Annotated in this window: 17 protein-coding genes; 8 read left to right on the top strand and 9 right to left on the bottom strand. The window is 33.9% G+C overall.

Annotation, left to right across the window (positions count from 1 at the left end):
- Positions 1 to 486 precede the first annotated feature (486 nt).
- From HPY79_10160 to HPY79_10145, 4 genes are all read left to right on the top strand, one after another.
- The gene (locus tag HPY79_10160) at positions 487 to 1,506 is read left to right on the top strand and encodes an SPOR domain-containing protein (GenBank protein ID NSW46163.1); all 1,020 of its coding nucleotides are present in this window, start codon (positions 487 to 489) and stop codon (positions 1,504 to 1,506) included.
- Between the two features lie 84 nt (positions 1,507 to 1,590).
- A complete protein-coding gene (locus HPY79_10155; protein NSW46162.1) occupies positions 1,591 to 1,950 on the top strand; it encodes a hypothetical protein in 360 nt (119 codons plus the stop codon).
- A gap of 3 nt (positions 1,951 to 1,953) precedes the next feature.
- On the top strand, positions 1,954 to 2,370 hold the full coding sequence (locus tag HPY79_10150) for a hypothetical protein (protein NSW46161.1): 417 nt from the start codon (positions 1,954 to 1,956) through the stop codon (positions 2,368 to 2,370).
- Between the two features lie 78 nt (positions 2,371 to 2,448).
- Complete coding sequence (locus HPY79_10145) at positions 2,449 to 4,452, top strand: OmpA family protein (protein NSW46160.1); 2,004 nt, start codon at positions 2,449 to 2,451, stop codon at positions 4,450 to 4,452.
- Positions 4,453 to 4,458: 6 nt separating this feature from the next.
- Here the strand turns inward: HPY79_10145 and HPY79_10140 are convergent, their stop codons facing one another.
- Positions 4,459 to 4,914 carry a transcriptional repressor gene (locus HPY79_10140; GenBank protein ID NSW46159.1) on the bottom strand — a complete coding sequence of 152 codons (456 nt, stop codon included), beginning with the start codon at positions 4,912 to 4,914 and terminating at the stop codon, positions 4,459 to 4,461.
- Positions 4,915 to 5,139: 225 nt separating this feature from the next.
- On the opposite strand from HPY79_10140, the gene HPY79_10135 reads away from it, so the two are divergent.
- Positions 5,140 to 5,520, top strand: coding sequence for a hypothetical protein (locus HPY79_10135; protein ID NSW46158.1), 381 nt, complete (start codon positions 5,140 to 5,142; stop codon positions 5,518 to 5,520).
- A gap of 49 nt (positions 5,521 to 5,569) precedes the next feature.
- Entirely contained in the window at positions 5,570 to 6,202 is a 633-nt protein-coding gene (locus HPY79_10130) for a LysE family translocator (protein ID NSW46157.1), read from the top strand.
- Here HPY79_10130 and HPY79_10125 read toward each other — a convergent pair.
- From HPY79_10125 to HPY79_10110, 4 genes are all read right to left on the bottom strand, one after another.
- Positions 6,191 to 6,880 (bottom strand): ABC transporter ATP-binding protein, encoded by a 690-nt coding sequence (locus tag HPY79_10125; protein NSW46156.1) that lies wholly within the window; start codon positions 6,878 to 6,880, stop codon positions 6,191 to 6,193. The two genes, HPY79_10130 and HPY79_10125, sit on opposite strands and share 12 nt — an antisense overlap.
- Before the next feature lie 78 nt (positions 6,881 to 6,958).
- A complete protein-coding gene (locus tag HPY79_10120; protein ID NSW46155.1) occupies positions 6,959 to 8,077 on the bottom strand; it encodes a DUF1573 domain-containing protein in 1,119 nt (372 codons plus the stop codon).
- Between the two features lie 116 nt (positions 8,078 to 8,193).
- The gene (locus HPY79_10115; protein ID NSW46154.1) at positions 8,194 to 11,298 is read right to left on the bottom strand and encodes a SpoIIE family protein phosphatase; all 3,105 of its coding nucleotides are present in this window, start codon (positions 11,296 to 11,298) and stop codon (positions 8,194 to 8,196) included.
- 25 nt (positions 11,299 to 11,323) lie between these two features.
- The gene (locus HPY79_10110; protein NSW46153.1) at positions 11,324 to 12,289 is read right to left on the bottom strand and encodes a hypothetical protein; all 966 of its coding nucleotides are present in this window, start codon (positions 12,287 to 12,289) and stop codon (positions 11,324 to 11,326) included.
- Positions 12,290 to 12,419: 130 nt separating this feature from the next.
- Here HPY79_10110 and HPY79_10105 point away from each other — a divergent pair, with 130 nt between their 5' ends.
- Entirely contained in the window at positions 12,420 to 12,587 is a 168-nt protein-coding gene (locus HPY79_10105; GenBank protein ID NSW46152.1) for a 4Fe-4S binding protein, read from the top strand.
- Between the two features lie 114 nt (positions 12,588 to 12,701).
- Positions 12,702 to 16,418 (top strand): T9SS type A sorting domain-containing protein, encoded by a 3,717-nt coding sequence (locus HPY79_10100; GenBank protein NSW46151.1) that lies wholly within the window; start codon positions 12,702 to 12,704, stop codon positions 16,416 to 16,418.
- On the opposite strand, the gene HPY79_10095 is transcribed toward HPY79_10100, so the two are convergent.
- The 4 genes from HPY79_10095 to HPY79_10080 form a co-directional block, all read right to left on the bottom strand.
- Positions 16,419 to 17,066 (bottom strand): hypothetical protein, encoded by a 648-nt coding sequence (locus HPY79_10095; protein ID NSW46150.1) that lies wholly within the window; start codon positions 17,064 to 17,066, stop codon positions 16,419 to 16,421. It lies immediately after the preceding gene.
- A 76-nt stretch (positions 17,067 to 17,142) separates the two neighbouring features.
- Positions 17,143 to 21,381 carry an alpha-glucan family phosphorylase gene (gene glgP, locus HPY79_10090; GenBank protein ID NSW46149.1) on the bottom strand — a complete coding sequence of 1,413 codons (4,239 nt, stop codon included), beginning with the start codon at positions 21,379 to 21,381 and terminating at the stop codon, positions 17,143 to 17,145.
- Positions 21,382 to 21,525: 144 nt separating this feature from the next.
- On the bottom strand, positions 21,526 to 22,605 hold the full coding sequence (gene serC, locus HPY79_10085; GenBank protein NSW46148.1) for a 3-phosphoserine/phosphohydroxythreonine transaminase: 1,080 nt from the start codon (positions 22,603 to 22,605) through the stop codon (positions 21,526 to 21,528).
- A gap of 91 nt (positions 22,606 to 22,696) precedes the next feature.
- Positions 22,697 to 23,422 (bottom strand): 2-phosphosulfolactate phosphatase, encoded by a 726-nt coding sequence (locus HPY79_10080; GenBank protein ID NSW46147.1) that lies wholly within the window; start codon positions 23,420 to 23,422, stop codon positions 22,697 to 22,699.
- Between the last annotated feature and the right edge of the window lie 211 nt (positions 23,423 to 23,633).

The following is a 23,633-nucleotide window of genomic DNA, read 5'->3' as shown; positions in this document are numbered from 1 at the left end:
CTATGCAAAACTCCTTTTTCATCATTACGAACATATAGAAGCAATCTAAAAATTATTGAATAAAAAGATTGATTTTTTAATCGCATTAACGAATACTGTTGTTTTATTTTAGTTTTGCAAAGGTCTCGTTGTGTATGTGTAGTGGAGATTGCTTCTTCTTCTCTTTTTTTAGAGAAGAATCGCAATGACAGTTAGGGGATACGTTCGCTTGCCATGACGTGAGAGTTACACATTGCTTTTTTTTTATTTAGATTGTTCTAATGTAATAGATAAAAAGCAATACAAATAATTAAAATAAGTTTGAAATTTTTATCACAATAAACGAGTACGTTTTTTTTTAGTTTTGCAAAGGGCTCAAACTGTTTATTAGTTTGAGTCGCTTAATAAAAAGTTTTAAACAATTGTTAATATCTGATGTTTATTTCTTGTTAAAAACTCAAAAGAAAGAGTATGTTTTAACATGTTAAAAAGCGTTACTTTTGCTATATGATCAATGTAAACGATAAATTACTCATAACCAGTATTCAGTATTTAGTAAAACGCGACGGATTTGTTATAATTCCCGATTGGGGGACATTATTTTTACAACCAACTCCTGCACGTTGGGATGCCGAGCAAAATATTTTTTATGCTCCAAGTTATCAATTGCAATTCAACCCACGAATCAAAAATAACGATGGAGCGTTAGCTATAGAATTATCCAAAAACACGCAACAACATTATTTCGATACACTCAAAACTATTGCCAATACGGTAGTTTTATGGAATACGCGTCTTTTTCAATTTGGTTCTTTGTCATTAGATGGAATAGGAACATTTAATCTGTCAAAAGGTACTATTCATTTTCAGTCGCAATTAAAATGGCAAGAATTTCCCGATTTTTTTGGTTTACAAAATATTGTACTTCCTGCCTCCACTTTCGAACGAAATGTCGTTTTTTCTTATCCATCGTTACCAAATGCAGGTCAACTCAACCGAATTGTAAAAACAATTATCATCACACCTTTAGTTATTGCACTGGCAATTCTGCCAGCAAAAATCAATAATTATAGAATTTTACATCAACAAGAGTCTTCATTTAGTCAAAATATTCAACTTCATTCATTCACCAACAATCCAGTTAATCTTGACCATACAATTGATACCCTCACCAATGTAAAAGTTGCTTTAAAGCCATCGATTCAATCACCTTCTCATCATATAGACGAGAGCAAAAAAAATAACGAACATCTGCAAAAAACATCTGTTGCTGACTTAAACAATAAAAACATAAACCATTCACAAAACAAATATTATGTTATTTTGGGTTCGTTTACAACCGATAAACAAGTCAACGATTTTGTAAATACATTAAAAACTATAGATATAGAACCCCTTGTATTGAATTGTGATGGTAAACGAAGGGTTGCTCTAAATCAATACGAAAATCAAGCCGATGCTCAAAAAGCATTAGACGAATTTAAATCTCAAAACCCTACATATTCGGGTTGGATATTAAAATGGTAGAACATTTTTAAAACTACAAAAACAGCAGTTCAATAAAATAATTTGCTTTATTGAAAAAAAAATTGTATTATTGTCCAATTATTTATGAAATATATATTCCATATACTAATTATCTTAATTGTGCTTGGTGGGGGAATGCATTCGTGCAAAAAGCCAGCTCCCCCAAAGGCTCTTATTATTACACTTGACACGTCATATAAGCCGCTTGCAAATGTTAAAGTAACCGTTTTTGCACAACCCAATGGTAGCTATGTCGATCCTAACGATAAAGTATTAAATTTAAAAGGAACAACCGATGCTAGTGGACAAGTACGCTTTGAATTTAAAAACGAAGCCATTTTTAATGTAAAAGCTGAATACGGAAATCCCGTTACTCGCCAAGCGTCGGGAGTTATCGTTTTAAAAGAAGACGAAGAAATAACCAAAACGTTAATATTAAGATAAAATATGAACAAAAGTCTCGTTTTTATAGTTTTAATATCGCTTTTTGTAGCAACCACCGCTTCAAAATGTAAAAAAGAAAAACCTCCCAAAGCAACCGTATTAGTTGTAGATGAGGAAGGTCACCCAATGGTAGGTGCTACAGTTAAAGTGTATTCCGACCCAACTTTATACAGTAGCAATTACCCATCAGTTGGATATTTCGATCCTGATGAAAAAAAACTTTACGATATTAAAGTTACCGATGGTAGCGGTAAAACCTATCACGAGTTTAAGTACGAAAGTATTTACAGTGTTTATGCCTGGTACAAAAAACAAATTAGCTGGAATCATTACGATACGCTAAAAGGCTATGGAGCATTAATTTTGAAAAACAACGAAACCTACGAAGAAAAAATCATTGTTCGTAGCTCTAGTAATTAATTCGTTGTAAGCATATCTAAAAATTAAATACTATTTTTGCTCCTTTTACGTTACACATGTTTTATAATTTATGCATGAATGATGAAGAATATTTTTATACTTATCGTAAGCTTAATAACTATATCTGCCGCTGCGCAACAAGATCAATTTTACAGTAAACTTACTAAGAAAGCAGATTTAGCCTTTACAACCCACGAGTATTTCAAAGCTTTAAATTTATATAAAGATAATTTGAAAGAGAGCACCAATAAGTACGAAAAAGCTTATATACAATTTCGCATCGCCGAATGTTATCGTTATATAAACGATGTAGTTAAAGCCGAAGCCGCTTACTTAAAAGCAATACAAAAAGGTTATCACGAACCTATGGCTATTTTGTATTATGCCGATATGTTAAAAATTAATGAAAAATACGCCGATGCTGCAACACAATATAAAGAATATCTAAAATATAAGCCCGACGATGTTTATGCTCAAATGGGCTATAAATCGTGTAGTATGGCAGCTGAATGGATGGAATATCCCACTCGTTATAAAATAGAAAATTTAAAAGAAATAAATTCAAAGGAGGGCGATTTTGCCCCTGCATATGCTAGCGACGATTATACGAATATATATTTTACTAGTAGTAGAGTTGGCGCACATGGCGAAAAAATAAATCCAGTAACAGGTACAAACTTTACCGATATTTTTGAAAGCAATTTCAATAAAAAAAATCAATGGGAAAAGCCCGAAACAATAAGCGATACCGTTAATTCTACGAATGACGATGGAACTCCAGCCTTTACCAACAACTATAATGAATTATATTTTACCCGTTGTCATATTGTACGTGGTATTAAATTAGGTTGTAAGATATATCGATCAACACGTCCTGCTGGTGAAGATTGGACAACTTGCGAAAATGTTCCATTAGGAAGCGATAGTGTGAACTTTGGACATCCAAGTATATCTGCCGATGGACTAACGCTGTATTTTGTTTCTAATATGCCAGGCGGTTTCGGTGGTAACGATATTTACATGGCAACTCGCACATCAAAATCAAAGCCATTTTCAAACCCGATCAACATGGGGATGAATATAAACACGTCTGGTGATGAACTATACCCTTATATTCGCGATAATGGTATTTTATATTTTGCTTCCAATGGACATCCTGGAATGGGTGGACTTGATATTTTTAAAGCAACTAAAAACGAAGATGGAGAATGGGTAGTCGAAAATATGCGATATCCGATAAACTCATCAGCCGACGATTTTGCCATTATTTTTAAGAAAAATGCCGAAGAGGGTCTTTTTAGCTCTACACGCAAAGGTGGTAGAGGTAAAGACGATATCTATTCGTTTTATCTTCCACCAATGGAATTTGTATTGCAAGGTGTAGTACGCGATGCAACAACCGATAAACCAATAAAAGGAGCAAAAGTTAGAATTGTTGGTAGCGATGGTACCGATTTAGACATTACAACCCTCGACGATGGGACTTTTAAATACAAGCTTAACCCGCATACCGATTATATTTATTTAGCCAAAAAAGAAGGATACTTAAACCAAAAAGGAAAGATTACTACTGCCGAGCTTGCCGATAGCAAAACCTTTACCGATGTAATTCGTTTAGCCAATATTTCCAATCCGGTTGAAGTTGAAAATATTTATTACGATTTTGGAAAATGGGAATTACGTCCCGAATCTAAAAAAGAGCTAAATAAATTGATTGATATTTTACATGCCAATCCGAATATTACCATAGAACTTGCATCGCATACCGATATGGTAGGCGATTCGCTTAGTAACATTATTTTGTCGCAGCGTCGTGCACAGTCGGTTATTGATTATCTTATTGAAAAAGGCATTGCAAAAGATCGTTTAACAGCTAAAGGCTATGGAAAAAATGTGCCAAAAACAATTACTCCCCGTATGGCACAGCAAACAGGGTTCCCTGAAGGTACTGTTTTAACAGAATCTTTTATCAATTCACTCTCAAATCAAGAACAAAAAGATTTAGCAAATCAATTAAACAGACGTACAGAATTTAAAGTTACTTCTACAAACTATATCCCCGATATTGATGATGAGGATTAACCAACATTAAATACTCGTTTTTGAGCATTTTTCGCAAAGACCATAAATATAGAGTGAATGAAACGAGGGTTTGAATTTATTAAATTCGGCTGACGATTTAATAATTTCGTGTAAACGTGGGTTGCAAAATTCTACAATTTTACCACAGCGAACGCATATAAGATGATCGTGTTGTTTGGCACCAAAAGCTTTTTCGAATTGAGAAAGATTTTTTCCAAACTGATGACGAATAACTAAATTGCTATCTAATAACAACTCAATGGTATTATATAAAGTTGCCCTACTTATGGAATAACCCTTATTTTTCATGTAAATATAAAGGCTTTCAATGTCAAAGTGTTCGGGTTGTAAATATATTTCATCTAAAATAGCGTAACGCTCGGGTGTTTTGCGATGACCTTTACGTTCTAAATAATTGGTAAACAGTTCTTTAACCGTATTTCTTATTTCGTCGTTCGACATAAGTATTTTTGTTGTAAAGATAAATAATTATTTTTATCTATTCTAAATAAGCAAATAAAAAAAGAGCAGATTTAAATAAACATTGTTCTTAATAAACAGTTGAATGGGTTAAAAATATTAAAATAGAATCATTTTTACGTATTTTTACACTTGCTTATATTTAAATAAATTTGTACGTTTGTTGCTGATATGAAATATATATATTGCATATTGAGTATATTTTTGATGTCAAATATTGTTACTGCTCAAAAAGTAGTAAAATATGATGATTTAGAAGAAGTAAATGGTTTGTTTTATGAGCCTAATTCAAAAATTCCATTTACTGGAAAGTGTGTTACAACTTTTCCAAGCGGTAAACTTGGAATGGGTGGCTATATTAAAGATGGGCTTCGTGATGGAGAATGGATTTGGTTTTATGAAAATGGAAACAAAAAGCGTTTTTGTGTTTATAAAAATGGCTTAAAACATGGACCTTCTATATTTTATTATAAGAATGGTCAGAAGAAGTCTGAAATTATTTTCGATAACGATAAAAATATTAGGCAAACCTCTTGGGACGAAAAAGGGAATAAGATCGATAATCCCACTTTCTCGTCTTTTCAATAAAAGTAATGAAATTGTTTTTTTTGAGGTTTAATTCTTGTATTTTTGCTCAATGGATTTTTTATTGTTTATAAACGGAATTTTTATTGGGTTAACTGCTTCTATCCCTTTAGGTCCTGTGGGGTTAATTTGTATTCAAAAAACTCTCAATAGCCGACGAACCAACGGAGTGGTAGCGGGTATTGGAGCAGCTCTAGCTGACACTTTTTTTGCTATTGTTGCTGCTTTTGGTATTAGCGCAGTACATAATTTCATAGAAACACAACAGCTCTATTTGCGTTTAGTGGGCGGATTTATATTATTGATGTTGGGGTTAAAATTCTTTTTGACCAACCCTGCTATACAAATACGTAAGCAACGTAATAAGAATAATAATCTTTGGGCTGATTTTGCATCGGTATTTTTATTAACTTTATCTAATCCTTTAACGGTTTTTGTGTTTGGAGCTGTTTTTGCCGGATTTGGTATTATTCCGAAAGAAAATAATTGGTATAATATGATCATGTTGATATCAGGAGTATTTTGTGGTGCTGTTTTATGGTGGGTTACACTGGTTAATATAATCAATGTATTCAGAAAAAAATTTCGTTTACGTCGATTGTGGTGGATGAATAAAATTATGGGTGTAATAATTATTGCTTTTGGTGTATTTGCTTTTATTAGTTCTTTTTTCTTAAAACTTTAATTGAGTTTGTTTACTTAATTTATTTTCGTATTCTATTTTTCCGTCGGCCATGTAGAAAATTTTATCTGAAATATTTGCTAACTCGGCGTTATGTGTAACAATTACAAAGGTTTGCTTATAATGTTCGCGTAACGATAAAATAAGCGAAAAGAGTTCGTGGGTGTTTACAGAGTCTAGATTGCCCGATGGTTCGTCAGCAAAAATCACATCGGGGTTATTGATTAAAGCTCTGGCTATGGCTACTCGTTGATTTTCGCCGCCCGAAAGTTCATGTGGTTTGTGATTTAAACGATGTTGTATATTCATAAATTCGCTTAATTCTTTTGCTCTCTTTTCGACTTCTGATTTTGTTTTGCTAGAAATATAACCGGGAATGCAAATGTTTTCGAGTGCTGTAAATTCGGGTAAAAGGTGGTGAAATTGAAAAACAAAACCAATTTTTTTATTTCTAAATTTAGATAATGCTATATCTTTTAATTTATGAACATCAACTCCGTCAATTAAAACAGTTCCGCTATCGGGGTGCTGAAGGGTACCTAATATTTGTAAAAGTGTTGTTTTGCCAGCACCACTTGCACCTACTATAGATACGATTTCGCTCTTATGAATAGTAAGTGAAACGTCTTTAAGTACTTGTAAGTTTCCGTAACTTTTTGATATGTTTTGGGCTAAAATCATGTTTTGGATAGTGCAAAGATATTAAAAAAACGCTAAGCCCTGTAAAAGCTTAGCGTTTTTTTAAAAAGAATTTAAATATTATTTATTACCGTTATTGGGCTGTTGTGGTTGTTCTTTTTTTATAACATCGCCGGTAACACGCAGTGTAATATTAGCATTATCGGGATCGTTAGTTATAACAGTAACCGTTTTATTTTGTTTTCCAGGTTTACCTGTTGAATTGAATGACGTTTTAATGGTTGTCGATTTTCCGGGTTTGATAACTGTTTCGGCAGGTGTAACGGCAGTACATCCACACGAAGCTTTGACTTTACGAATAATTAAGTCGCTTTTACCATCGTTAGTTAAGATAAAATCAAAGTCTTTAACATCACCTTCATTGATGGTACCAAAATTAAATTCTTTAGTGTTAAAGTTTGCTTTGGGGGCATTAGCTCTTTGTTCGGGTGTGAGTTTTGAGAAGTCTTCTTCGATAGTTGCACTGATTGAGAGTCGATTGTTCGGATCGGTTTTGCCATTGAGCATTAAATCAACTCTGTCCATAACAAAACCCCATTCTTTTTGTTTATTGCCATCGTATGTAACAACAATAGAGCCTTTTTGGTTAGGTTTTAGTTCGGCAGGAACTGCTTTTATACTTAAATGTTGAGGTACATTATTAAATGTTATTTTAATGTTTTCTGTTGAAGTATTTATAATTTGAACGCTGTCGGTTTTAATTTGATTGTTAAATACTTTGATAAAAGCAAGGTGATTGGTTTTTAAGCGAATGCCACCAATTTGCATAGGATAATCGTCTTCTATGGTTCTGGGTTTAGGTGTAACTTCGCCTTTAATAATGAGAACTACATTTGAATTTTCGGCATTACTGGTAACAGTAATGGATTTGTTAAATGGTCCTGGACGTCCTTGAGGATTATAAGTAGCTTTAACAAAGCCCTTTTTCCCAGGTAATACCGGGTCTTTTGTCCAATCGGGTGTAGTACATCCACATGATGCCTTCACCTTTTGAATAATTAGAGGTTGTGCACCCGTATTAGTAAAGGTAAACTCGTGCGTTACTGGACCTTTTTCTTCGGCAATTTTACCAAAATCGAACGATTCTTCTGTAAAAGTAATTTTTGCACTTTGTGTTTGAGCCCATAGGCTTATGCTTCCAATAAGAAGCGTTAAAATTAAAACATTTAGCTTTTTCATAGTTGAAAATTTTATTAGTTATTTCTTTTAATCAAAATTTTTACCAAAAGTAGTGTACCTATTTTTATTATGCAATTTATTGACGATAAATTTAACTTTTTTTAATTTATATATTTTTAAACTTCTATTCCAATTAAAAGAATATCGTCTATTTGTGGCTCTTTACCTTTCCATGATACAAGCCGTTTCTGAATTTCAATGTGTTGTTGTGTCATGGATATTTTTTGAATTTCCTCGAGCCAGTGAATAAGTCCGCTTACTTTAAGTTTATGTTCTTGGCTGCTAAATTGGTCGGGTAATCCATCGGTGAATAAGTAAAACCGATCGTTGGGTTTTAGTTGAATTTGTATATCGTAAAAGGTTTTGTGTATATCGTATTTTGAAAATCCAATAGAATGACGATTACCTTTATAGTAAGTCCATTTTTGTTCTGAAAAGATAATAAGGGGGCGCATAGCCGCACTATAGGTTAGCATATAAGTTTCTTTGTCAAAAAGACAAACAGATAAATCGAGTCCATCTTGTGTTTCTGAGTTATCTTGATTGAAAATATCGGATATCTCTTTATCTAACTTATATAATAGTTCACTTGGAGTTATATGTTGTTGCAAATGTAAAATATCTTTGAGTATGGTGCTGCTAATAAGCGACATAAAAGCTCCTGGAACGCCATGTCCGGTAGCATCGGCACAGATAAATATAAACTTTTTGTCTATTTGGTGGAACATATAAAAGTCGCCACTTACAATATCGCGAGGTTGATAAAATACAAACGATTGGGGGAAGTTTTCGTGTAATATTCTTAACGATGGTAAAATAGCTTCTTGAATGCGTTTGGCATATTGAATACTGTCGGTTATATCTTTATTTTTTCGCTCAATAAGTTCTTTTTGTTTAACTACTTCTTTGGTGCGTTGGTCTAGTTTCTCTTTTAGTATTTTTTCCATTCTGCGTAAATTGCGTTCGCGGATTTTAATAATTAGGTAGAAAATATAGGCAATAACAGCTATTGAAATTAAAATAAACCACCAACGTTTATAAAAAGGAGGTAAAATACGAATGGTAATGGTGTAGGGTTTAATAGATGCCACCTTATCGTAATTATATGCTAGTACTTTGAATGTATATGTTCCTTCTTCTAATCTTGGGTATAGAACCGTTCTATTAGTGGTAATTTCAGACCAGCCAGCATCGTATCCTTCTAACATATATTGAAAAGTAACGCCTTCTGATTCGCGAAGCGAAATACCTGTAAACGAAAATTGAATTTTGTATCTTCCAGATTCTAACTCTACATAGGGCGAAATAACGTTTTCGATATCATTTATTTTAAGACTAGTAACAATAACGGTTGGTGGATATTTATTGATAACAGATTTTTTAAAGTCGTATCGTAAAATACCTTTAGTTGTTCCAAACCAAACAGAACCATTTTTATCAATTGTTATGGCATTGGGATTGCAATCGGCATATAGTCCTATGTTTTTAGAGAATGTTCGAATCGTATTCCCTTTAATGGATGAAATTCCTTGACGGTGTCCAACCCAGATGGTACCCGATTCGTCTGCTGCTATGCTATAAGTATAATCTGAAAATAAGCCATTTGAGGTAGTATAGTTAAAAATGGCTGTGTCGATTTTAAAAACGCCATTTCCATAAGTTGCTGCCCAGGTTTGATTTTTATGATCGAAACAAATAGCATTGATTTTTAAAATATCATTGATGTTAATTTTATTTAAAGTGATTTTTTGGTTAGTAAAATTGTATTTTGTAAGAAAATTAGTTGGGGTTATCACCCATACATTGCCATGTACGTCGCACAATACTTGATTGATATAGTTATGAGGTAATCCTTCGGCAGTTGTGATTTTTTGGTATTCATAGTCTTTTTTTTCAGAATTAAAAACAATGAGTCCATTTTTAGTTCCAACGCATTTAAAATTTCCAAAACCGTCAATAGAACTGATGTTATTTTGAAGTTCATCTTGAAAATAGAGATGCTTAATGATTTTTCCGGTAAGCAAATCGAGCAAAAAAACACCTGAGTATTCTGTACCAATCCAAAGTATTAAGCTATTATCAACAAAGAGGTTATTGATTTTTTGATTTTCAAGCTCTTTTACTTCGTATTGAATATATTGTTGAGGAGCATTAATATTTATTTTATAAAGTTTACCATTACTAGTTGCTCCGATAAGAAATTCATTATAATTGCAAAGTGCTGTAAACGATAATTCTTTATCGTTATATTTTTGTAGTATATGGCTAAATGCGCTTTCATAATATTGAAATAATCCTCCGCCATAACTTCCTATCCATAAATTATGTTCACGGTCGAAAAATAATTTACGTATTTGCATATTTGGAAGTCCATTTTCGGTTGTAAACTGAAGTTCTTGCGAAAAAAGTCCTGTAACTTTATTGTAACGATAAAAATAAACCCCTTCGCCCATGGTTGCTACCCATAAGTTTCCATCTGCATCGCTAGTAATATCTTTTATGTTGTTTACAAAAGAATAGGATTTTATGATTTTGATTTTATCGTTATTTATTGCTATTTCAATCATTCCTTCGTCTTCTGTTCCAATAAAAATGGTATTAGATGACGGATTTTGATATATGCACTCAATTTTTGTCTGTGGTAAGCTGCTTATTAGGTTTAGGTGTCCGTTGTTATAAATATACACACCATCGGATGTTCCAATTAATACTAGATTCTCTTTTATTAAAAAGCAATACGTTTGTGTGTTGGGAATAAGAATTGGATTTTTTTGGACATGATGATTTACTATGCGAAAAATGCCTTTATTTTGAACAGCTGCCCATAGTTCATTTTTATAAAATTGAAGCTGGTTAATGGTACTTTTAAATTGTAAACTTTCTTTAATTAGATAGAATTTTTGCTCAAGACGATAAACAATTGTGCCATTGTTTAAACCTAGATATGAGATACCTTTATGGTTAAGTGTGCTGGACGAAATAAAATTATCGCCAGAAATAAATGTTAATGGATATGAATTTAAAGTATTGCCATCGTATAGAAAAAGTCCATCGCCAGTGCCTATCCATAAATATCCTAAGCTATCTTGATGGAGGCTATATATATAAGGATAAATGTTGGTGTTTTCAGATGAAAGTACTTTAAATTGAAAGCTTTGAGAACATAAGACAATTGTTTGAAAAACGAAATAGAAAATGAAAAAAAATTTTTTTTTGCTCATACCATATTTGCCCTATAAACAGAAATTATTTCTTTTTAATTTGTGTTGTTTTAATTTTCCCTTTATATTTAGGAATACCGCCAATAGGACTAACATAAAAGGGAAGTAGTTCGCCGTATTGGTTCGTTACGTAGATAACTACATTGTTGTTTTTAATAGCTTGCTTTTTTACAAATTGTATGTCGAACGAAGTGTTTTTTTCTTCGGCAACAACAGGGAGTGTGGTATTTTTCCAATCTCCTTCGTTAGAAACATCTACCTTTAAACCATTTTTAGCTACCGATATTACTCGAATTATGCCATCGTTGTCCCAATCAAAATTAGTAATTTTAACTGAGATAACTTTATCATCGATATAAGGATATATATGAGAAATATTTGATGGGTTATCGTGCATTCTAAAAGTGTATTCGTAGGTAAACGCATTACCTCCTTCAATAGCTTTGTTTTCATTTTTTTCTGTGCTAACATAGATACGATAAAGGTTTCCGTCATCGCCGCTAATTCCTTGAACAATAAGTTTAAATATATGTCCTCCAAATTCGGGCACCATTTCGCCTTCGGATGGGTTAAAAGGCCCGAAAGTGTACCAACTATTATCGTATTTACTGTCGTCAGTAAATGTTTTGGTAGCCAATAAGTTACCTGCTTTATAGTTTCCTTTGGGATCGGTGTTTTTAGAGTCGGGGTCGGTATAACAGCCCTTTCCTCCATAAATGCTAAAGCTAGTTTTAGTGTTAAATGGACCTTTGGCTTCATCGTACTGAATACCACAATCGGGGTCGAAAACCCTTAAATAGAAAGGTTGAATATAGTTAGTTGGAATTAGGATAAAGAATATTTGACAGAAATCGTCATCGCCCCATTTAGTTTCGCTTTGACCACCAAATGTAACTAGAAAAGGGATATTCTCTTCGGTGGTGGGTATCGGTTGTGCTTTTATTTGAATGGATAAAACGATAATCAATATAATGAAAAAAAATGTTTTCATCTTGTTTACTTTGAATGAGACAAATTTAAGCAATATTCATATAATTTACAATTTGCTAATAAAAAAATCATTTTTGTTTTAAAAATACATGTTTATATTTGCAGCGAATAACCAATTAAATTTTTAAACGATGGCTTATAAAATTTCAAACGATTGTACTGCTTGCGGTACTTGTATTGATGAATGCCCAGTAGGTGCAATTTCTGAAGGTGATATTTACAAAATTGATCCCGAAACTTGTACCGATTGTGGTGCATGTGCAGATGTTTGCCCGGTTGAAGCAATTCATCCCGCATAACAATTACGTTAGTGAGGAAATTAAGAGGCTGCTCTATGGAGCAGCCTTTTTTATTTTTTTGTTTGTTTTAGAAAAATTTGTATATTTGTTAAGTTATTTTAATATTTCTTTACTATGAAAAAGTTAATGGGTCTTTTAGTTTTTACAATAAATGCTTTTACGTTATTTGCACAATTGCAAATAGATACTACTAAAACAGCTTTAGAATTAGCACAGCTTTTGGCCGGAACAGGGATTCAGGTTATGAATGCCTCGTATTCCGGGTCTGTTTTTAAAAATAGTATATCGGCATTTAGTAATGGACAAACAACTAATTTAGGACTTTCATCAGGAATTGTTATATCTACCGGGAGAACAACAGGTATTCCTAATGTTGCAAGTACCTTTTATTCTTTTGATAATGGTTTGCCTGGCGATTCTTTATTAAGTGCTATGGGTGGGGCTACCTCTTTTAATGCAGGTTATTTGGAGTTTGATTTTGTTCCTTCGGGTGATTCTATTGAGTTAAGATTTGTATTTGCTAGCGAAGAATATCCTGAATATGTGTGCAGTCAGTTTTCCGATGCAGTTGGTATTTTTATAAATGGAGAATATCCCATCGGAAATTATTTTTCCAATAAAAATATTGCTTTGGTTCCGGGGACAAATTTACCTATAAATATCAATACCATAAATTCAGGATCGGTTGGAAGCTATGGTAGTTCATCTAATTGCGTTAATTTAAATAATAGTCAATTTTATGTTAATAATGATAATGGCACTTCCATTGTGTTTGATGGATTTACAGTACCATTAAAAGCTAAAGCAGGAGTAATCCCCGGTAGAACTTATCATTTGCGAATTGTCATTGCTGACATTGGAGATGCTATTTATGATTCAGGAATATTTTTAGATGCTCACAGCTTTATTTCAAGTTCGTTGAATACAACGAATGCTCTCTGTGTCAATTCGCAATCTATTTGTTTTGCAACCAGCGATACCATTCCTTTTAATACTAATACCCAAGCCGAAACGGGTCCTAATTATGGTTGCTTATTTACACAACCTAACCCTATGTGGTTTAATATTCATGTTTCGCAACCCGGTAATTTAATTTTTAACTTAACTTCTCCTACCAATAACGATATCGATTTTGTTTGCTGGGGTCCTTTTAACGATGCTTATACCCCTTGTACATCGATGCTTACAGCTAATTGCTCGAATTGCCCTAGTAATACTTCAGATCCAAACTTTTATCCTTCCGGTAATATGGTCGATTGTAGTTATAGTCCAAACGCAGAAGAGAATATTCATATTTTGAATGCTTTGGTGAACGAATATTATATTATTATGGTTACCAATTATAGTAATCAAAATGGTTACATGGTTATTTCTCAAAGCAATGTAGGACAGCCGGGTGCTGGTAGTGTTTCGTGTCAACCACTTGTGCAGTGTAATATTGATTCAGTATCATTAACCGTTGGCAATTGCGATAATTTGAATCGTTATGAAATCAATGGCGAAATTTATGCAACTAACGCTCCAAGTAGTGGTTCTGTTTTAATAACCGATATTCCGAGCAATACGGTTTCGGTTTTACCAGTTTCCGGAACGAATACTATTCCATTTACCATTCATGTACCCTTTTCATCGGGCAATCCGGAATTAAAAATTGAATTTAGCGAAGGCATATGCAGTAATACAGTTGCATATCAGCGTCCAAAAATTCCTGTTGTAACTTCAAATGTAGGTAATAGTAGTTGTGGTCAAAATAATGGTTATATCATTATTGGTATTACGGCAAACGGAATTCCTAATTATTCATATCACTGGTCAACAGGTTTTCAAACAAATAATACTTCTTCAACGAGTTCGTTTATTCAAAATATACCTGCGGGACATTATGAAGTAAGTGTTTATAATGCGAATCAGTGTTATTCGTTACTTGCTTATGATATTGTAAATGCAGGTGCTCCAAGTATTATCATTCAGCAAGAAGATTCCAATATTTGCGCACAACATTGCAATGCTTCATTAGTGGCTACTTCGAACTCGCAAAATTTACCTTTAACATATCAATGGAGCAATGGGATACAATTTGTTGATAGCACGGGCATGGGCTCCAAAGATTCTTTGCTTTGCAATGGTACTTATTATGTTACGGTTTCGGATGTAAATCATTGTGCAGCAGTTGCTCAATATACTATTCATAGTCAAAGTAGTTTAACATCGCATATCCAAAATGTGCATTTCCCGTCTTGTTTAACATCGAACAATGGATTTATTCAAATTCAAGCTGAAGGAGGTGTTACGCCCTATACTTATTTATGGTCAACTCAGCCACCACAAACCACCAATACGGCTATAAATCTTGGCGAAGGTACTTATTACTATACGGTTACAGATTCTCTGGGTTGTCAAGTTGTTGACAGTATAACACTGTATTATTCTAACCTTTTGACGGTAAATACTCAAGTGCAGGAACCTCATTGTGGTGCTAATGGAATTATTATTTTGCAAGTGAGTGGAGGAGTGAGTCCTTATAGTTATAGTTGGAATGGGTTTCCTAACAATCATACCAATATCCTTACTAATTTAGATGGCGGAACATATTATTATACAGTTACCGATGTTTCTGGTTGTCAGGTGTCTCAATATGTAACTTTAAATAATCATTCTACTCCTTTAGTTGTAAATCTATTAAGTCTTTATGATTATTGCGAAGGGGGATCGGGTGGTATGGCAATTATCGAGGTAAGTGGCGGAACACCTCCTTATTACGATGGTTATCATCAGTTTAATTCAATCGATACCATTTATAATTTATATGCAGGAAGTCATACAATTGTTATTACGGATGCTGATAACTGTGTTGCTACTTTGCCTGTTCAGGTTGTTCAAAAACCTAAGCCTCAGTTAACAGGTTTTATTAATAATAGTAATTGCGGAATGGCCGATGGAGGCATTATTTTGCAAGTAACAAATGGTTTAGCACCTTATAATTATTTTTGGTCGAATGGTTTAGTACTGACCAATACAAATAATTCTGTTGTTATGAATTCGAATCTTCCGGCGGGAGTATATACTGTAACGGTAACTCATGCAAATGGTTGTTCGGCTGATACTTTCTTTGTTGTAAATAATCAAACATCGCTAAGTCTGGTGGTTGATTCTATTGTGCCTCCATCGTGTGTAAATTATACCGATGCGTGCATAACTGCACATGCTGAAAATGGAACTCCACCTTATACTTATAATTGGGCAAATGGATGTAATTCTACTACTTGTTGTGGATTAGGAGCTGGTTATTATGCTGTTACCATAAACGATGCAAGTAACTGTAGTCAAGTAGCTGTAGTAACCGTGCCACAAGGGCAGCAGCCGATAGCTGCATTTAGTTATACCCAGCAGCAAAATACCATAACTTTTATCAATCAATCTACGCCGGGTAATTATTTATGGATGTTTGGTGATGGAATCAATTCTACAGAAGCAAATCCTATTCATAGTTATTCAAACGATGGTCAATATAATGCTTGTTTGATGCTTTATGCGTGCGATACACTTATTACTTGCCATACTATTACTATTACCGGAGTTGGTATAGGTGCGTCGTTTGCTAATTCGATGGTAGTTTTTCCAAATCCGGCAAATAACTATTTTGTAGTGAAGTCAAATTTGTCCGATAGAATAAACTTACAAATGTACAATGCCATTATGCAAAAGGTAATAGATGAAAACATCGATGGTGAAGAAAAGATAGATGTAAATCATTTGCCTACCGGGATATACTTTATACGATTAATGTCAAACTATAAGCAAACGATGATAAAATTGCTTATTGAGCGTTAGTTAATCAACGATAAAAGCCGAAGGTGTTGCTTTAATTTCTTTGTTTTGAGCGTCTATAAGTATAAGGTCTTCGATGTAGAATTTTTGACCTTTCTTTAGGTTTTTGAGAGCAGCTTTTTGTTCATTTGTTAAATATTCGGAATTAGAAATGAGTGAAATGTTTTGTGTGTCGTTGTTTATGGTTAATTTAAATTCCTTTATCTTAAAGTTTTGCTTTAGAAAAGGGTTTTCGTGTAAATTAAGACTTATTTTTTCTTCTTTTAAAAGCTTTTTTAATGGTACATGTCCGCCTTTTGTTCCGCAAAGCATTACGGCTGGTTCTTTGTAATCTTTAACAAAAAAGTAAATTTTATCAACGGATTGATTGTTATTATTATGTACTAATAATGTAACACGATTACGGTCAAGTACATGAATTATATATTGATCGTTAACTTTTTTAATTTTTCCTCCAATAATGGATATGGTAAAATTGTTAGAATCTGTATTGTTGTAGAAAACTTTTATATGATTTTCGATAGGGTAGTATAGAATGGCAGTGTCAGGATTTTCAAGATCTAAGCATTTTACAATCAAATTTTTATTCGATTGAGCAAAAACAGAACTCAATGCTAAACTTAACATTAAAAATAAATATAATCGTTTCATAGGTGAATTTTTTTATTATTTTGAATAAAGGCTCTTGAATTATATAAACAACATTCATATTTATTTTATGAATTTTTTATAACCATTTAACTAGTGGGAAGTCCATTCGATGGGGTAATAGAGGATGGGTTGGATAAACTCTAAAAGCGTAATCAAAAACACCAACTTTAGTAATGGGTATTTTACATTCATAGGTTACCATTCCTTTTTCTTCTTTAATGGGAATAAGTTTTTCAACAAACAATATTTTTTTCATTTCGTCAAATTCTTTTTTGCCGAATAGTACTTCGATATTGATTTCTTTAGCTGGGATTTCGTGCAGATTGAGGCAGACTTGAGCAGTAAAATAATCGCCGAGGTTTAGAGGTCGGGCGGTAACATCGGGGGTTGTAATATTTACTACTTCGATGCTTTCCCATGCACGGAGCATACGTAGTTTCCATGCAGCAATGGCACGAGCTTGTTCGTATTGGTTGTCGGTAAGTATTTTTCTACGTTCGAGAAGTTTATTGTAAAATTTTTCGTAATAATCGTTGAGTTGGCGTTGCATGGTAAAGTGTGGTGCAATCGATGATATGGTTTTTTTTATGTGTGAAATCCATTTGGTAGAGATTTGGTTTTCATCGCGTTGGTAATAAGTGGGTGCAATTTCATTTTCAAACAAGTAATACAGTGTTTCGGCGTCTAAGTTGTCTTGGTATGCTTGATTGGTGTAGGTACGTTCTTCTTTAAGAGCCCAGCCGGCTCCTTTAACATATCCTTCTGCCCACCAGCCGTCGAGCACACTACAATTAACAACTCCATTCATAATTGCCTTTTCGCCACTGGTTCCCGACGCTTCTAATGGACGTGTTGGTGTATTGAGCCAAACATCCACTCCTTGAATAAGTTTTGATGCTAATTCCATATCATAATTTTCGACAAACAAAATTTTGCCGATGAATTCAGGTTTATGCGAAACTTCGTAAATCATTTTAATTAAATCCTGACCGGCCTTGTCGGCTGGATGAGCTTTGCCAGCAAATATAAACATCATGGGGCGTTCGGTATGGTTGACTAAACGACTTAAACGGTTTAAATCGCTAAATAGTAAATGTGCTCGTTTGTATGTTGCAAAACGTCGTGCAAAGCCTATGGTAAGAATATTGTCGTTTAATTTTTCGATGAGTTCAAGTACAACTTTGGGGTTTTCTTGCCTGATTTCGAGATTTTCCATTAAGCGTTTGCGTAAAAAAACAAAAAGTTCTTGTTTAAGGGTAGTACGAACTTTCCATATTTCTTCGTCGGGAACTTGTTCTATTGCTTTCCAATATTCGGCTTTATGTTGCTGATGTATAAATTCTGAGGGTAAATATTTATGATATAGTTTAAGCCAGGGTTTGGCTACCCATGTTGGAAAATGAACACCATTGGTAACATGTCCAATGTGGAGTTCATCGGCGAAGTAATTATTCCATATAGGCTGAAACATTTCTCTTGATACTCGTCCATGAATGCGGCTTACGCCATTTACTTCTTGCGATAACTTACATGCAAGAACACTCATAGAGAATGGTTCATTGCTGTCTTCTTCGTTAACTCTTCCTAATCCAATAAAGCTATTCCAACTTATGTTGAATTTGTCGGCATAATAGGCTAAATAGGTTCTAATGAGTGCTTCAGAGAACACATCGTGCCCTGCTGGCACTGGAGTATGCGTAGTAAAGAGTGTAGAGCTTCGAACTATTTCTAAAGCTTCGTAAAAGCTTAAATGGCGTTGTTCTATGAAACGACGTAAACGTTCTAGCCCAATAAAGGCAGCATGTCCTTCGTTGCAATGATAGAGTTGTGGTTGTATTTTTAAAAGTTCGAGCATTTTGATACCACCAATACCAAGTAAGATTTCTTGTTTTAAACGATTTTCATTATCTCCTCCGTATAGTTGGTGGGTAATGGTTCTATCTTCGGCATTATTTTCGTCAATGTCAGTATCGAGTAGGTATAGTGGAACTCTACCAACATTAACAACCCAAACTTTAGCATAAACGGTACGACCGGGAAATGATAGCGAAATGGTTACCCAATCGTTATTCTCATTACGTACAGGTAAAACGGGTAAATGCGAAAATTTTTGTGGAACATTGAGTGCAATTTGTTCGCCTGTTATGCTGAGCGATTGAGTAAAGTAACCATAACGATAAAGCAGTCCGACACCAATCATATTTTTGCAAGAATCGCTGGCTTGTTTTAAATAATCGCCGGCAAGCACTCCTAAACCTCCTGAATAAATTTTTAAACTATCGTGTATGCCATATTCCATGCTAAAATATGCAATTAAATTGTCTTGCTCAGGTTTGTTTTCGATATAGGTTTTGAATTGGCTATACACTTCGTTATATTTTGTCATGAACGACTCGTTGGCAAGCAATTGATTGTATTGTTCTAACGATAGTTGTTCTAATAAAATAATGGGGTTTCGTTCACATTTTCGCCAAAGGAAGGGATCGATGGATTCGAACATTTCAATAGCTGGAACATGCCATGACCACCATAAATTTTGTGCCATTTCTTTAAGTCCCATAAGTGCATCGGGTAAGTATGTATTAACAAGTATTTTACGCCATTGTGGTTTATTATTATTGTTTTCGGTAAATAATGTATCGGGTAATTTTTTATTTTTATATAGTTCGTAACGAAGTATTGATTTATTTAAGGCAATATTATAAGCATCGAGATAATAATGAAGGAGTTTTTCCCAAAGAATTTGAGATGCTATTTCGAACGATTTCTTTTCTGCTGCTAATCGTAAATCGTCCGACAGAGAAATATATTCTAAAATACTTTGTGCTGTGTTTATTACTACTTCGTTGTAGTTGTTGTCGTTCCGTTCTACAATGTAAACACTATGTTGATAGTCTGAAAAATGATTTTTTATCCACAAACCAAAACCCGCAAGAGTGGTTGTTATAGTAGGTATATGAAAGGCCAAACTTTCTAAAGGAGTATATCCCCAAGGTTCGTAATACGATGGAAATACAGTTAGGTCAAAACCAATAAGCAGATCGTAATATGGCAAATTAAAAATTCCGTCTAATCCATCTAAATAACAGGGTACAAAGAAAATTTTAATATTATCGTGAGATTTGTTATTTAATTCTTTTTGGCGAATGCGGTTTAATATAGGATCATATTCAGCTTGATGTAAGTTATGAGTTAGATAATTGTATTCGATAGGATGGCTATAATCGCAGTTGTGAATATTTTCAATTACCTCGGTTCTCGGTCCTGCATGGTTAGCTGGAACAAGGATAAATGCATATATGTTTTTATTCAGTTGATGATTACTGTTAAGTTCGGCTAAAGCATCGATAAATACATCGATACCTTTATTATGAAATTCGTACCTGCCACTATTGGCAATGAACAATGCATCGTCAGGAATGGGGGTATTGGTCATGGCTTCGGCGATGTTTTTTAATTTTCGTCGTGCGATCTGTTTTTTTTGGGTAAAGAGTTCACCTTCGGGGACAAAAGTGTTCTCAAAACCGTTTGGGGTAATAACATCTGCTTTTTTAGTCAAAAAATGCTCGCATTCAATATTAGTAATATCGCTAACAACGGTAAAAGCATCGGCTACAAGAGCAGAATTCTTTTCGAGTGAATATTTTGATATTAGGTTAAAACGACGTGCTATTTCGTCGGGGTCGTATTCTTCTATTTGTGAATATAAAGATAAGCCATTGCCAGCAATAGCTCTACCAAGTGTAGTTGCGTGCGTGGTAAAAACAGTAGCTACCTGAGGTACGTTATTATTAAGATATAGGGCTCCGGTTCCGGTCATCCATTCGTGAAAATGTGCCACAACTTTATCTTGTGCAGTAATAAAAAAGTCGTAAAAGCTATGAATAATACGTGCAGCGGCATAACCAAATAATGCCGGTTCAATATAGTCCCATTGTCCTGTAAGTGAATCGAGTTTATGACTTTCCCAAAATTCGAAGAAAATTTTATCTTTTTGTGAGAAATACGAAGTGAAGTCAACTAAAATAGCAACAGGACTTCCGGCAATATTCCATCTTCCAATCTTACATTTAATGCCTTCGTATTCAAGGTGTTTTCGCCATGAGCTAAATAAAAAATGGTCTTCGATAAATTCGTGATGTTCGTTTGTGTCTTTCCAAACATCGGGACCAATTAATATGTATCGGTCGTTAAGAATATCGGATATTGATTTTGCTTTTGTCGAAATTACGGTATAGATTCCTCCTACTTTATTGCATACTTCCCAGCTCACTTCAAATAAATAATCGGGGATCAAATTTCTTTGTGTTGTCATATTCAAAAATATTTGGCTCAAAATTATATTATAGTTGTGGCTTTATACGTATGTATATAAAAAAAAGTTAATAGAAGTTATTAACAAAAACAACCTACTGTAATTCAGTAGGTTGTTAGATATTTATTTTTTTTTAGAATATTTTTAAGCGTTTGCTTTTTCGAATTCGTGCATAGCATCAACTAAAGCTTGAACCGATTCTTTAGGTAAAGCATTATACGTAGAAGCTCTGAAGCCTCCTACTGAACGATGTCCTTTTATACCCACTATACCTTTTGATTTTGCAAATTCCATAAATGCTTCTTCTTTGTCTTTATATTGCTCTTTCATTACAAAGCAAATGTTCATTAACGAACGGGAGTCTTTTTCAACTGTTCCAACAAACATTTTACTATTATCTATCGCATCGTATAATAATTGTGCTTTTTCGATATTCATTTTTTCAATAGCCTTTAAGCCGCCTATTGATTTGAGCCATTTGAGTGTTTCTTTTACTGTAAAAATGGGTAATACTGGAGGAGTGTTAAATAAACTTCCTTCGGCAACATGTGTTTTGTAATTTATCATGGTAGGTATCATTCTGTTGGCAACTTGATTGTTATTTAAGAATTCATCTTTAATAATAACAACGGTAACTCCAGCAGGTCCTACATTTTTTTGAGCGCCAGCATAGATGAGTGCGTATTTGCTAACATCTACGGGGCGGCTGCAAAAATCGGACGACATATCGCAAACAATGGGCACTTTAGCGTCGAAATCTTGACGAATTTCAGTACCATAAATAGTATTGTTTGAGGTAAAGTGGAAATAATCTACATCGGTAGGTATTTGCCAACCTTTGGGAATATAGCAAAAGTTTTTATCGGCAGAAGAGGCTACAATTTGAACTTCGCCAAAGTTTTTAGCTTCTTTAATAGCTTTTTTTGCCCATACACCGGTTTCGAGGTAAGCTGCTTTTTTACCAAGAAAATTATATGGAACGGTCATAAACTGGGTGCTTGCCCCACCTCCTAAGAATAATACACTGTATCCTTCAGGAATATTCAGTATTTCTTTGAATAAAGCCACTGCTTCGTCAATTACTGCTTGAAAATCTTTACTACGGTGCGAAATCTCTAATATAGACATTCCTATACCGTTGAAATCTAAAATAGCTTTTGCTGTATTTTCGATAGCTATTTGTGGCAATATAGCTGGTCCGGCATTAAAATTATGTTTTTTCATACTTTTATAAAAATTTAAGTTTTCAGCCTGCAATTTGATAATTTTTTTTCAATTATGAACCTTGCAAAAAATGTTTTACAATACTTTTTTATTATTTAAGTATATTTTCGAGGAATCCGTTTCTAAAAGCAGGTAAAACCTTAACTAAATCGATGGTGTGGCAATAGCGTATAATTCGGTCATCGACTATACTTTTTAAACGGTGTCGGTGCGAGGCTTTTTCTAAATATGCCATTAAATTGGGTTCGGCTATCTTCCATAAGTCTATGGCAGCGTGAGTGCTGTCGCATATAGTTTTATATTTACCCGATTCCAAAAGTTTATTGGCCATGGCTCCAACACATAGGCTATCTTCAAGGTTAAATTTATTTTTCCACCCCGAACAAAGAAAAAGTACAGGCGTGGGGTGTTGTATTAAATAATCTATAACAGTTGATAAGTTTGTAAATGAGCCGATTAATATTTGTTTAGCTTTCGATGCCATTTGTATGGCTTGTGTGCCGTTGGTAGTGCTGTAAGCTATCACTTTATCTTTTACTCGTTCGGGAGTAAAAAGGTCGGGTGAGTTGCCAAAGTCGGCAAATTCAAGTACTTTACCATCGCGTTCGGCGGCTAAGATATAACCTTGCTGTTTAACTTCGCGTGCTTGTTCAACGGTTGCAACAGGCAATATTTTTTTTGCACCGGCAGCGAATGCAGCACAAATGGAGGAGGTTGCTCTTAAAACATCAACTATTACGACCGTATTCTCTGGATTATCATACAAATGATACAATGCCGGCGTAAAGCAAACTTCAATGGTATATTTTTCTTGCATACATTAAAATGAATGCACAAAGGTATAAAAAAGGCTAAGATGTAATGGAATTTTTTTTATTGCAACACTACTTTTTTCGTTATGTATAAACTGCCAAACAAAAAGTGCAATAAATGACAAACGAAAGGTGCAAAAATATTTAATATTAAATAGTATAGTTTGCGGTTAATACTTCGATTTTTTCTTTATATTTATCTTTAGCACAAGCAGT

The organism is Bacteroidales bacterium (assembly GCA_013314715.1).
Classification (GTDB): domain Bacteria; phylum Bacteroidota; class Bacteroidia; order Bacteroidales; family GWA2-32-17; genus Ch61.
The sequence above is the reverse complement of the archived record's forward strand: the minus strand, read 5'-3'. Positions and strand labels throughout refer to the sequence as shown.